This is a genomic window from Ruegeria sp. AH12 (assembly GCF_056541465.1).
Map to the genome: position 1 here is coordinate 594,854 of NZ_JBQFYL010000001.1, position 12,001 is coordinate 606,854.

11 protein-coding genes and 1 pseudogene are annotated in these 12,001 nt (G+C 57.7%); 4 read left to right on the forward strand and 8 right to left on the reverse strand.

The window, feature by feature from the left end:
• Positions 1-46 precede the first annotated feature (46 nt).
• From infC to cobA, 7 genes and pseudogenes are all read right to left on the reverse strand, one after another.
• Positions 47-637 carry a translation initiation factor IF-3 gene (gene infC, locus ACR0EL_RS02985; protein WP_425328970.1) on the reverse strand — a complete coding sequence of 197 codons (591 nt, stop codon included), beginning with the start codon at positions 635-637 and terminating at the stop codon, positions 47-49.
• A 116-nt stretch (positions 638-753) separates the two neighbouring features.
• Entirely contained in the window at positions 754-1,605 is an 852-nt protein-coding gene (locus ACR0EL_RS02990) for a ferredoxin--NADP reductase (protein ID WP_480498082.1), read from the reverse strand.
• A 106-nt stretch (positions 1,606-1,711) separates the two neighbouring features.
• A complete protein-coding gene (locus ACR0EL_RS02995; protein WP_353007271.1) occupies positions 1,712-2,119 on the reverse strand; it encodes a DUF934 domain-containing protein in 408 nt (135 codons plus the stop codon).
• Complete coding sequence (locus ACR0EL_RS03000; protein WP_480498084.1) at positions 2,116-2,877, reverse strand: phosphoadenylyl-sulfate reductase; 762 nt, start codon at positions 2,875-2,877, stop codon at positions 2,116-2,118. Before ACR0EL_RS03000 ends, ACR0EL_RS02995 begins: the two co-directional genes overlap by 4 nt.
• The gene (locus ACR0EL_RS03005; protein ID WP_480498086.1) at positions 2,867-4,531 is read right to left on the reverse strand and encodes a nitrite/sulfite reductase; all 1,665 of its coding nucleotides are present in this window, start codon (positions 4,529-4,531) and stop codon (positions 2,867-2,869) included. Before ACR0EL_RS03005 ends, ACR0EL_RS03000 begins: the two co-directional genes overlap by 11 nt.
• A gap of 67 nt (positions 4,532-4,598) precedes the next feature.
• On the reverse strand, positions 4,599-4,913 hold the full coding sequence (locus ACR0EL_RS03010; RefSeq protein WP_170537020.1) for a DUF2849 domain-containing protein: 315 nt from the start codon (positions 4,911-4,913) through the stop codon (positions 4,599-4,601).
• Positions 4,913-5,692: pseudogene (cobA, locus tag ACR0EL_RS03015) on the reverse strand (uroporphyrinogen-III C-methyltransferase); the annotation flags it as partial. The gene ACR0EL_RS03010 and the pseudogene cobA, both read right to left, overlap by 1 nt.
• A 132-nt stretch (positions 5,693-5,824) precedes the next feature.
• Between cobA and ACR0EL_RS03020 the strand changes: the two are divergent.
• Entirely contained in the window at positions 5,825-6,304 is a 480-nt protein-coding gene (locus ACR0EL_RS03020; protein WP_170537018.1) for an Lrp/AsnC family transcriptional regulator, read from the forward strand.
• A gap of 136 nt (positions 6,305-6,440) precedes the next feature.
• On the opposite strand, the gene ACR0EL_RS03025 is transcribed toward ACR0EL_RS03020, so the two are convergent.
• Positions 6,441-7,622, reverse strand: a complete 1,182-nt coding sequence (locus ACR0EL_RS03025; protein WP_480498418.1) for a cytochrome P450 — start codon at positions 7,620-7,622, stop codon at positions 6,441-6,443.
• Positions 7,623-7,669: 47 nt separating this feature from the next.
• Between ACR0EL_RS03025 and ACR0EL_RS03030 the strand changes: the two genes are divergently transcribed.
• The 3 genes from ACR0EL_RS03030 to ACR0EL_RS03040 all read left to right on the forward strand — a co-directional run bounded on the left by ACR0EL_RS03030 (position 7,670) and on the right by ACR0EL_RS03040 (position 11,997).
• Positions 7,670-9,403: a sensor histidine kinase gene (locus ACR0EL_RS03030; RefSeq protein WP_480498088.1), complete on the forward strand. Its 1,734-nt coding sequence runs from the start codon at positions 7,670-7,672 to the stop codon at positions 9,401-9,403.
• A complete protein-coding gene (locus ACR0EL_RS03035; RefSeq protein WP_480498090.1) occupies positions 9,400-10,629 on the forward strand; it encodes a sigma-54-dependent transcriptional regulator in 1,230 nt (409 codons plus the stop codon). Before ACR0EL_RS03030 ends, ACR0EL_RS03035 begins: the two co-directional genes overlap by 4 nt.
• A 366-nt stretch (positions 10,630-10,995) precedes the next feature.
• Positions 10,996-11,997 carry a DctP family TRAP transporter solute-binding subunit gene (locus ACR0EL_RS03040; protein WP_480498092.1) on the forward strand — a complete coding sequence of 334 codons (1,002 nt, stop codon included), beginning with the start codon at positions 10,996-10,998 and terminating at the stop codon, positions 11,995-11,997.
• The last annotated feature ends 4 nt before the right edge of the window (positions 11,998-12,001 follow it).

Genomic DNA, 12,001 nt, shown 5'->3' on the forward strand with positions numbered 1-12,001 from the left:
GCGCAAAAAAGCCCCCTTGGCATCAAGGGGGCTTCTGCAATCGGTTTTATTTCTGTGGAAGCGGGCCGATCATCATGATCATCTGACGGCCTTCCATCTTCGGCATGTTTTCAATCTTGCCGATTTCTTTAACATCCTCGGCCACCCGTTCCAGAAGCTCACGGCCTAGGTTCTGGTGTGCCATCTCACGACCGCGGAAACGCAGCGTGACTTTGACTTTGTCACCGTTTTCCAGAAACTTGAAAACGTTGCGCATCTTGACGTCATAGTCATGAGTGTCGGTGTTGGGCCGGAATTTGACCTCTTTCACCTCGATGACTTTTTGCTTCTTGCGGGCTTCGGCTTCACGCTTTTGCGTTTCATATTTGAACTTGCCGAAGTCCATGATCTTGCAAACCGGCGGATTCGCATTTGGCGAAATCTCGACCAGGTCGAGACCAGCTTCGTCAGCAAGTTGCATGGCTTTGGCGGGATGAACCACCCCGACATTTTCGCCTTCAGCGCCAATCAGGCGAATTTCGGGGGCACGGATCTTGTCATTGACGCGCGGTCCGGTGTCTCTTTGCGGCGGCGCGTTGTGGGGTCTGCGAGCTATGGGTTCATTCCTTTGATGATTGCAGAATTTCGAGCCCGGAATTTAGACCGGGCCGGGCAGCGTTTCAAGCAGCATAAACGCCTGTTAGTCGGAAATTCCCGTGAATTATCGCGGGAATCGGCTGGCCGGGTCAGGAAAGGCCCGGCCAGCCTTGTCTATCAGCCGACAAATGCCTTTTCGATCACGAACTCTTTGGGTTCCGAGTTTGCGCCCTCGCGCAGGCCAAATCCTTCCAGGATTTCCTTGATATCCAGGTTAAAAGCCAATGATCCGCAGACCATTGCACGGTCGGTTTCCGGCTTGATGCCGCCTTCGATGCCCAAATCGGCAAACACGGTGCCATCTTTCAGCAACTCGGTGATGCGGCCCATCTTAGGGCTCTGTTCCCGCGTGGTGGTTGGGTAGTAGCGGATCTTGTCGGCAAAGCCTTCGCCGATCAGTTCCGCCAGCAATTCGTCCTGACGGATGCTGTCGATCAGCTGACGACCATATTCCAACTCGGCCACTTCGCGGCAGGTATGGGTGATGATGATCTCATCGTAATCCTCATAGGTCTGAGGCTCGCGCAGCAGCGAGGCGAAGGGGGCAAAGCCGGTACCGGTGGCAAAGAACCACAGGCGCTTGCCAGGCAGCAGGGCGTCATGGACCAATGTGCCGACGGGCTTGGGCCGCAGAATGATCTGATCGCCGGGTTTGATATGCTGCAGCTTCGAGGTCAGCGGGCCGTCCTGCACCTTGATTGAGTAGAATTCCAGTTCCTCATCCCACGAAGGCGAAGCGATGGAATAGGCGCGCAACAAAGGCTTCTGGCGGCCGGTCTTGGGGTCCGGGTCGCCCATCAGGCCGATCATCACGAACTCGCCCGAGCGGAAACGCAGCGTTGCCGGGCGCGATACTTTGAACGAGAACAAGCTGTCGGTCCAATGCTTTACATCGGTCACGGTCTGCGCGTCAGGCAGGACAGGGGCTTTCACGGCGGTGGCTTCACTCACGGGTTTCATCTCTGTCATCGTTTCACTGCCGGTTTGTTAAACCGACATCTCCGTTTAATCTTTGATCCAGGTCAGGAAAAGGGGACAGATTGCCCCCGGTTCTGGTTGGCTGTCGATAGCTGGGTTAGCCGCGCAAACGGGCCTGATAGTTGTTGTTTTTCCAATCGGCCCGCGCTAGCCATTGATCTTCGGGTTGGCGGGCGGCCAGTGCGTTGTCGATTTCAACCTCGTCAAAGCCGCTGCGACGCGCCATGGCGTACTGATCCGCAAGGACATGACCCTTTGCGCGCAAACGACCAGTAAAGCCTTTCAGGCGCAGAACACGAGCAATAGTGAAGCCGCGCCCATCCGCCGAGGACGGAAAGTCCACGCGGACCATCTTGGCGCCGCCTAGGCGGTCAATCAGCTCATCCGGGTCGGTGTCCGAGGCCACATCCAGTGCCACAACGTCATTTGCGGCGTCTTCCAGTGTGACGAACCCGTCGGTCCAGTCATCGGGGGCAAAGCCCTCATCGTTTACGATTACGTTCATGTTGTCTCTCCGGCGCGCACCATCTTGCCATCTACAAAATGAATGCCACATTCTTCCTTGCTCTGGTCGCGCCAGCGTCCGGCGCGGGGGTCTTCGCCTGCTTTGACCGGCGAGGTGCAGGGCGCACAGCCGATCGAAGGGTATCCTTTGGCCACCAGCGGATGCCGGGGCAGGTTGTTTTCGTCCATATATGTGCGCACGTCCTCGGGCGCCCAATGGGCCAGCGGGTTCACCTTGATCCGACCGGTGCCGTCCTCGACCTCGAAAAAGTCGAGCGCGGCCCGCGTGCCGGCCTGAAACCGTTTGCGCCCGGTGATCCAACCGCAATACCCCGTCAGGGCCTGTTGCAGCGGGAAGGTTTTGCGCAGGTTGCAGCAGGCATCCGTATCACGCAGACGCAGCGCGCCATATGGGTCTTCTCGCTGCACATCCCCCTCATCCGCGCGGATGATCTGGACGTTCTGCAACCCCAAACGCTCGCTGACGTCCTGCTGGTATGTCAACGTTTCGGCAAACAGCATCTGGGTGTCGATGAACAATACCGGGGTCATCTTGTCGACCACCGCCACCATATGCAGCAATACCACCGATTCCGCACCAAAGCTTGAGACGAGGGCAAGCCTTTCGATCTCTTCGATGGCTCCATGCATCACGTCATGGGCCGAGTGATGGCGGAACCGGGCATTCAGCGCGTTAACCTTTTCGGTCAGTTCACGCCGATCCCTGCCCAGTTCCGTCTGGATCAGATCAAGCGGCATTCGCCTGCGCCTCGGGGTAGAGTGCGGCCTTGAACGGCGCCATGCCGACGCGACGGTAGGTTTGCAGGAACTCCTCTTCCGCGCTCTCGCGCAGTTCAAGATAGGTACCCACGATGCGTTCCACGGCCGGAACGATCTCATCATAGGCAAAGCCGGGGCCTGTGCGGTCTCCAATGGCTGCGTTCTCCGTGCCGTCGCCGCCCAGAGTGATCTGGTAGTTTTCGACGCCTGCACGATCCAGCCCCAGAATGCCGATGTGACCCACGTGGTGGTGACCGCAGGCGTTGATGCAGCCCGATATCTTGATCTTCAGGTGGCCGATATCATGCTCCAGCTTCAGCTCGTCGAACCGGGTCGCGATTTCCTGGGCAACCGGGATCGACCGCGCCGTGGCCAGCGCGCAATAGTCCATGCCGGGGCAGGCGATGATGTCGCTGATCAGACCGATATTGGCGGTGGCCAGCTCGTATTCCTTCAGCTTGGCATGGATCACAGGCAGGTCCGATTTGTGAACATGCGGCAGGATCACGTTCTGCTCATGGCTGATGCGCAGCTCGTCATAGGCGAACTCTTCGGCCAGATCGGCCATCACGCGCATCTGCTCGGCAGTTGCATCACCCGGTGTTGCACCGTGTTTCTTGATCGAGATCGTAACGATCGCGTGGTCCGCATTCTTGTGCGGCGCGATGTTGGTGTCGACCCACGACCGGAAAACCGGATCATTGGTGTAGGCACTCTCGAACGAGGCAACCGAACCTTCACGGAAAGCCGGGGGCGCAAAGTGGCCTTTGATTTCTTCCAGCAGGTTCATATCCGCGCCTTTGAACTGCGGGCGAACCTTCAGGAAGCGTTCGTTCACTTTGGCACGGATGGCGTCGATGCCATGCTCATGCACTGTGATTTTGATGCGCGCTTTGTACTTGTTGTCCCGACGGCCGATCTGGTTCCACACAGAAACGGTGGCCTCAAGATAAGCCAGCAGATCGTCAAAGGCGACGAAGTCCGACAGTTCCTTGCCAATCATAGGCGTGCGGCCCAAACCACCGCCGACGATGACACGGGCACCCAGAACACCATCGCGCTCGACCAATTGCAGCCCGATGTCATGGGCCTTGATCACGGCGCGATCATTTTCGCTGCCGGTGATGGCGATCTTGAATTTGCGCGGCATGAACTGGAACTCGGGGTGGTCGGTGGACCACTGGCGCAGAAGTTCGGCATAGGGGCGCGGGTCGGCGACCTCGTCTGCTGCGGCGCCGGCAAAGTGGTCGGCGGTCACGTTCCGGATGGTGTTGCCTGAGGTCTGGATGGCATGCATGCCAACCTCGGCCAACGCGTCCAGCATATCCGGCACGTCGTTCAGTTTCGGCCAGTTGTACTGGATGTTCTGACGTGTAGTGAAGTGGCCATAGCCCTTGTCCCACTTCTCGGCCAGCAGGGCCAGTTGGCGCATCTGTGCGCTTGAGAGCGTGCCGTAGGGGATTGCGACCCGCAGCATATAGGCGTGCAGTTGCAGATAAAGGCCGTTCATCAGGCGCAGGGGCTTGAACTCGTCTTCGGTAAGCGAGCCGTCAATACGACGCTCAACCTGCGCGCGGAACTGCTTGTTGCGTTCTGCCAGAAAGGCTGTGTCGAACTCGGAGTAGCGATACATATCTAGCTGTCCTTAGTTGCAGCCCCGAAACCTGGGGCCTTTTATGGGGAGAGAGGCGGGCCAGAAATCAGGCCCGGGGCTGCGTTTCGGTTTCCTGCTTGCCATGGGCATAGTTCGAAGGTCCGGTGCGGCGGAACTCCTCGCGGAAATGGGTGGGTTCGGGGCCGTTGTCGCCAGCAACCGCATCGGCCAGGTAGGCGCCGACGATCTTGTTGGCCTGACGGGCGGCATCCAACAGACGCACCTGTGCGTGGGCCTCGTCTGTGATCAACTCGGCCTCGGACAGCTCACGCGACCAGCGGTCATCCTCGGTCTGATAGATCACATCGCCTTCCAACAGGTCATTGGCGGTGACAACTTTGGGGGTAAAAGCGCGGGCCATCAGGCAAGCTCCTTATTGAATTCGGTCAAGGCCTCAGCCGCCTGGCGCGGGGCAAGGCCATAGAATGTCAGCACCGGGCCATCCAGTTCGGCGGCGCTCAGGTCGGCGGGCAATTGATCTAGGTTGGTGGTCAGAACGCGCTGATCGGGGCGCGAGGCGTTTTCGACCAGTGTGATCGGGGTCGCGCGATCCGCACCATGCATGATCAGACGGCCCTGAATGAAACGCGCGGATTTTTTGCCCATATAGATCGCAGCAACCGAACCATTGCGGGCAAGCGCAGACCAATCGTGATCGGCAAAGCCTTTCATGTCATGCCCGGTCAGAAAGCGAACCGATGAATTGCGACCGCGGCGGGTGAGGCTTTGGCCAATTCCTGCAACAGCGGCAGACGCGGCTGTGATGCCCGGAACGATGCTCCAACGAATGCCAGCAGCATCGACGGCGTCGATTTCTTCATCCAGCCGCCCGAACACTGTGGGGTCACCAGATTTTAGGCGCACAACGCGGTTGCCCTTGAGCGCATAGTCGACCAGAAGAGCGTCGATATCTTCCTGTTTCCAGGAGGGTCCAAACCCGGCTTTTCCAACATCGACGAGAGTCGCAGTCTGACCGGCAAGCGCCAGAATCTCTGCGCTGATCAGCCGATCATGCAGGACAATATCCGCAGCTGCGAAGGCTTTGAGCGCCTTTTGCGTAAGCAGGTCCGGATCACCGGGTCCCGCGCCGACAAATTCGACATATCCTGTTTTGCGTTCGAGCTGCATCAGATCGTCCAGAGCGTGGTTTGACTTGCTTCTCAATATAGGAAATATTCCCGTCAAAGTGCCATATTGGTGATCAAATAAGAACAAATGTTCTAATGATTGAAAATAGCGGGACGCGGGTTCTAATATCGAAGGGAAACCGGAATGACAGTGCGGATAGACAGCACAGATCGGAAAATTTTGGCTGAGTTGCAACGCGATGCCAGTCAGTCGCTGGATGAAATAGCGGCCCGGGTAGGCAGTTCCAAGACACCTGTTTGGAATCGAATCCGTAAACTGAAAAGTGCTGGCATTATTGGCCAGCAAACGGTTTTGCTGGATGCTGAGGCGCTGGGGTTTGAAGCGACGTTTTTTGTGTTGATCCGGACCTCGGAGCATGAGGCAGACTGGCAGCGAAAGTTCCTGAAAGCGCTACGGGATCAGCCCGAGGTGCAAGAGGCGCACCGCTTGGCTGGGGATATCGATTACATCCTGAAAGTGCGGGTTAAAAATGCCCGCGCATACGATCAGTTCTATCAATCCCTGATCGCCGAAGTGCGCGTTCACAACGTGACCGCTTTGCTGTCGATGGAGGAGATTAAATCGACGACAATGCTGCCCCTGAGCGCATTGGCAGATGGTTAGGATGTCTTGGGGGCTCTGCCCCCGACGCCCCTAAAGGGGCGACCCCCCCGAGATATTTTGGGCCAGATGAAGTCTGGATCCCCTGTTCATCTGGCCAAAAATATCCCCGCCGGAGGCATCGCGCGGCACGCGCGATTCAGTATTGAACCATCAGCTTTTCCAGGCCGTGGAAGTGGTAGCTGTTTGAAAACTGCGGAGATTCGGTCAATTGCAAATCGGGGCATCTGTCGAACAGGATCGGCAGGGCGATGCGCATTTCAAGACGGGCGAGCGGCGCGCCGACGCAGAAATGAAGACCGCCGCCAAAGCTGGAATTGGTTTGGACGGGCCGAGTTGGATCGAAAAGGGTTGGATCAGGCCAAGCCGCAGGGTCTCGATTGGCGGCCCCGAGCAGCAGTGCCACCTGATCGCCGCGTTTGAATGGATGACTGAAGGCTTCGATGTCTTCATAGACGTAGCGTGTGAACATATGTAGGGGCGGGTCGTAGCGCAGGATTTCTTCGACCGTGGAGTCTATCGCATCAGATGCCAGAGCCGCCTTGTCAGTTTGGGTTTGCAACAGGGTTTTGACCCCATTGCCGAGCGAATGCACCGTTGCCTCATGCCCGGCGTTCAAAAGCAGGATACAAGTCGCGACCAGTTCATCCGTCGACAGTTTCTCTCCTTCTTCCTCAGCCGCAATCAGGCGGGTGATCAGATCATCGCGCGGGTCCGTACGTCGTTGATCGATATACCCCAGAAGGAAGTCGGCAAACTCGCGCGAGGATTGCGCTGCCCGATGTTCTGTTTCGATTATTCGGCTGGCCTGGTACATGGCGACCATATCATGGGACCAGCGCAAGAGATCCGGGGCCATTGCCTCTGGTACACCCAGAAGGCGGCAGATTGTGATGACCGGAACTTGGGTGCAGTAAGCCTGCAGCAGGTCGAACGGCGTATCAGGAAAGTGATCGATCAGTTCGTGGCAGAGCGTTTCGATGGAAGGCGCAAGGCTGGTAATCGCCCGAGACGTAAAGGCGCGGGTGACCAAGGCGCGCAAGCGCGTGTGGCGGGGCGGTTCAGCTTCGAGCAGCGAATGCGCCTCGACCGCAAGCCACGGGGCCAGATGATCGGGCGAGGGTTGGGCGTGTTCGGGTGGAACTTCACGGCCAAATCGTCTGTCACGAAACAGCGCCTGCACAGCTTTGTGTGAGGCTGCCGCGACCATCTGGTAGTCCTCCCAATAGAACAGATCGCCACAGGCGCGGGCCGTGTCGTAGAACGGGTACGGGTTTTGGACAAAAGCGATGTCGGTCGGGGATTGTGACAGGGTCTTCATGTCGCGCAGACTTGCCATCGGGCGTGGTGAATGCAAGACCCTATGTCATGCAGAGGCTTTGGGTCATTGCTGGATTCCTGTTGGCGGTTGGTTTGTTATCGACGGCTGTGTGGTCTTATGGGTATCGGCAGGCCTTGTCGCAGCTGAGCCAAAAGGCTGAGGCCGATCTGGAACTCGCCGCCGACCGGCTGAGCACGCAGATGCAGGTCTATCAAGAGCTTGCGGTCCTGATGGCGAACCATCCGACGCTGCAAGAGCTCAGTACTCCTGAGCAAGAACTGGCGGCCCGTCTGATGCTGCTGGATGTGGCGGACAAGACGGCCGCGATCAACATGATCTATCTGGATCAGACGGGCCGGGTTTTGGCATCCGCAAAGCCCATGGGGCCACGTAATATGGCCGAGCATCCAGCCTTCAAGCGCGCCCTGCAGGGGGCCATGGGCAGCGCGCATGGCGTTGAACCGGACAGCGGAAACAGGACGTATTCTTATGCCGCGCCCAGTTTCGGCCCCACAGGTCAGGTTGACGGCGCGCTTATGGTGGTCGCGGATGTTCAGGATGTAGAACAGACCTGGCGCGGCAGTACAGAAGCGGTGTTTTTTGTGGACAATGACGGGGTTGTCTTTATCTCGAACCGGTCCGATCTTTTGTTCTGGTCACGGGCTGAGGGGCAACGGGGGCTGACACCGCCCGATGGGAGCCCGATTGATTTTGCCACGTCCTGGGTGGATGGGCACGAGCTCTGGTCGTTGAACTGGGGTCGCTATTTGCCTCAACGGGCTCTGCATCTGACACTTGATCTGCCCGTGATCGACATGACGGCTGAAGTGCTGATGGACGTGGCGCCGGCGCGGCGTTTGGCTGGGCTGCAGGCGGCGGCGGTTGCAGCGATCTGCCTCGCGTTCGGTGCGTTGTTGTTTCTGGCAACCGAACGACGGCGCACTCTGACTGAGGCAAATGCGGTACTGGAAGGCCGCGTGGCGAAACGAACGCGTGACCTGACCACGGCCAATACCGCTTTGCGGCGCGAAGTGGCAGAGCGGCAGGAGGCCGAAGCGGCGCTGAAGAAAGCGCAAGCGGAATTGGTTCAGGCCGGTAAGCTCAGCGCTTTGGGTCAGATGTCGGCAGGCATCAGTCACGAGTTGAACCAACCGTTGATGGCAATCCAGCAATTTGCGGACAATGGCGCGGCCTATATGGAGCGCGGGCAAGGCGAGAAAGCTGGGAAAAACCTTGGGCGCATCTCAGAAATGGCGGCACGCATGGCGCGGATCATCAAAAACCTCAGGGCATTTGCTCGTAATGAGAGCGAGCCTATGGGGAAGGTCGATCTGGTGCAGGTCATCCAGTCGGCAATAGAACTGACCGAGCCTCGCCTGCGAGAGGAGCGGGTGACACTAAATTGGTGGCCTCCCTCCCATCCCATGAACGCCTGGGGTGGAGAGGTCCGTCTGGCGCAGGTTTTTGTGAACCTGATCAACAACGCTATCGATGCCATGCACGGTCAGGCGGACAAACGGATCAGTATTCAGATCGATAACGGGGATCGTCTGGTTGTGTTCATCCGCGATACAGGCCCGGGGATCGAAGATCCGGACAAGCTGTTTGAGCCCTTCTACACAACAAAATCCGTAGGCTCGTCCGAAGGTTTGGGGCTTGGGTTGTCGATCTCTTACGGATTGGTGCAAAGCTTTGGCGGCAATATCCGGGGTGCAAACGCGGAAGGTGGTGCTGTGTTCAGTGTGGAACTGGAGCATTTCGCAGAGGGTAAGGTGGCATGACGCGCAAAGTGCTGTTGGTGGATGATGACGCAGCGGTGCGCGAGGCGTTGTCACAGACGCTGGAGCTGGCGGAATGTGAGCCTCTGTCCATGGGATCGTTTGTGGCAGCCAAGGATCATATACGCGCCGATTTTCCGGGTGTGATCCTGTCAGACATTAGAATGCCGGGTCGGGATGGATTTCATCTGTTGGCCTATGCACATGAGATTGACCCAGACCTGCCGGTTGTCCTGCTGACCGGCGAAGGCGATATCCCCATGGCGGTAAAAGCCATGGGGCAGGGGGCTTTCGATTTTCTGGAGAAGCCCTGCGCCGCTGCTGATTTGCTGACCGTGCTTGAACGCGCTTTTTCGGCGCGCTGTGAAGTTCTGCGTGAGCGTGCACTAAAAACCGAGTTGGAGCGCGGTGACCCAGCCGCACGGCTGTTGTTTGGCTTGTCCGCGCAGGCAGCGGCTTTGCGTGACCGGGTCCGCAATGTTGCAATGACCGGCGCCGAGGTTTTGGTCACCGGTCCGCCGGGCAGCGGCATCTCCAAGGTTGCGGAAGTTGTGCACCTGATGTCAGCCGTTGCCCAAGGATCGTTTGTGAAACGCCCGTCCTCGGGGCTGAGCGCTGATGATCTGGTACAAAGTGCTGCTTCTGCTGTCGGCGGGTCGTTGTTTCTGGATGAGATATCCGCGCTGCCGGTGGCAACCCAATACGCCGCGCTTGAGCTGATGGAACAAGGCACTGAGACGCGGATTATCGCGGGAACAACGGCTGATCTGTCAGCGCTTTCAGACCAAGGTCAGTTCAACGCCGATCTCTTCTATCGGTTGGATGTGATGCGGGTGCGTATTCCGTCACTGGCAGAACGGCCTGAAGATATTCCTGTCATCTTCCGCCACTATGTTGCGCAAGCGGCTGAACAGGCAGGCATTCCCGAGCCAGAGATCACTTCGGAACACCTTGCCTCGCTGATGGCGCGTGATTGGCCGGGCAATGCGCGGTCTCTGATGTCGGCAGCGATGCGTTTTGTTCTGGGGATGCCGGACGATGTGGCGCAAGCGGCTGAGCTTGGGCTCAGCGATCAGATGGCGCGGGTCGAACGATCATTGCTGATTGCTGCGTTAGGGCGGCACAACGGCAAAGCCTCGGACGCGGCAAAGGCACTGAAGCTGCCACGCAAGACGTTTTATGACAAACTCGCGCGGTACCAGATCAAACCGGAAGACTACCGAAGATAAGCAGGTACTCCCGCCAACTTAACCCGCATGTCATGCGGGCAAGTTGTTGGACCGGGCAGCCCGCTGGCGCGGGCTGCGGTCGGTGCTTTTGGGCATCAAATGCGATTCGTATCAATTGATTCGAAATCCGTGCGAAAATCCGCACATACAAGAATTTTGATGTGCGAATTTTCGCACAAGCGAGTTGCCATGTGTAAGGGGGGAAGTTCGAAGTTAGATATAATACATTGTTATTATTTATTAAAATAGGATCTCAGCTGAAGTCGATCAAATCGTTGTGCCGTTAGAATTGATTCGTTTGACTGCCCGGCATGCGGTGCCCGTGTGGCACCTATTGAACTGTTTTGAAGTCAGGGAGGAAGACAGATGAAACTTCTAGCAACCGCCGCAACGGCGATGGCGCTTACGGTAACCGCTACAGCAGGCATGACGGCCTGTGATGACGGCGAGATTGTTGTCAAATTCGCGCATGTGACCAACACCGACAAACACCCCAAGGGTATCGCTGCCTCGCTGCTAGAGCAGCGCGTCAATGACGAGATGCAGGGCGTGATGTGCATGGAGGTCTACCCGAACTCCACCCTCTACAACGATGACAAAGTGCTTGAGGCGATGCTGCAGGGCGATGTGCAATTGGCCGCGCCATCGCTGTCGAAGTTCGAGAAATTCACCAAGCAGTTCCGCCTGTTTGACCTGCCGTTCATGTTCAAGAACATCGATGCTGTGGATGCGTTCCAAGCATCAGCAGATGGTCAGGCGATGAAAGACAGCATGCAGCGTCGTGGCCTGCAGGGGCTGGCCTTCTGGCACAACGGCATGAAGCAGATGTCGGCCAACAAGCCTTTGGTTGATCCGTCCGATGCAGATGGCCTGAAGTTCCGTGTGCAATCTTCGGACGTTCTGGTTGCTCAGATGGAAGCCATTGGCGGCAGCCCGCAGAAAATGGCGTTCTCGGAAGTCTATGGCGCGCTGCAGCAGGGCGTTGTAGACGGGCAGGAGAACACCTGGTCGAACATCTACGGCAAGAAGTTCTTTGAGGTGCAGGACGGCATCACCGAGACCAATCACGGTATCATCGACTATCTGGTCGTGACCTCGGTGGACTGGCTGGATAGCCTGGACCCGGAAGTCCGCGACCAGTTCACAACTATTCTGGCCGAAGTGACCGAGCAACGGAATAAGGAAGCCTTCGCAGTGAACGAAGCGGCCAAAGCTTCGATCACCGACGCGGGCGGCATCATCCGCGATTTGACACCTGAACAGCGTCAAGCCTGGGTCGATGCGATGAAGCCTGTTTGGGATCAATTCGCTGGCGACGTAGGTCAGGACAAGATCGACGCCGCTCAGGCGATCAACGCCGGGTTCTGATCCG

Bases quoted from the DNA above. Each gene is read 5' to 3' on its own strand.
- ACR0EL_RS02990 (WP_480498082.1), bottom strand. From the start codon at position 1,605: ATGACAGAGATGAAACCCGTGAGTGAAGCCACCGCCGTGAAAGCCCCT.
- ACR0EL_RS02995 (WP_353007271.1), bottom strand. From the start codon at position 2,119: ATGAACGTAATCGTAAACGATGAGGGCTTTGCCCCCGATGACTGGACC.
- ACR0EL_RS03000 (WP_480498084.1), bottom strand. From the start codon at position 2,877: ATGCCGCTTGATCTGATCCAGACGGAACTGGGCAGGGATCGGCGTGAA.
- ACR0EL_RS03005 (WP_480498086.1), bottom strand. From the start codon at position 4,531: ATGTATCGCTACTCCGAGTTCGACACAGCCTTTCTGGCAGAACGCAAC.
- ACR0EL_RS03010 (WP_170537020.1), bottom strand. From the start codon at position 4,913: ATGGCCCGCGCTTTTACCCCCAAAGTTGTCACCGCCAATGACCTGTTG.
- ACR0EL_RS03020 (WP_170537018.1), top strand. From the start codon at position 5,825: ATGACAGTGCGGATAGACAGCACAGATCGGAAAATTTTGGCTGAGTTG.
- ACR0EL_RS03025 (WP_480498418.1), bottom strand. From the start codon at position 7,622: ATGAAGACCCTGTCACAATCCCCGACCGACATCGCTTTTGTCCAAAAC.
- ACR0EL_RS03030 (WP_480498088.1), top strand. From the start codon at position 7,670: ATGCAGAGGCTTTGGGTCATTGCTGGATTCCTGTTGGCGGTTGGTTTG.
- ACR0EL_RS03035 (WP_480498090.1), top strand. From the start codon at position 9,400: ATGACGCGCAAAGTGCTGTTGGTGGATGATGACGCAGCGGTGCGCGAG.
- ACR0EL_RS03040 (WP_480498092.1), top strand. From the start codon at position 10,996: ATGAAACTTCTAGCAACCGCCGCAACGGCGATGGCGCTTACGGTAACC.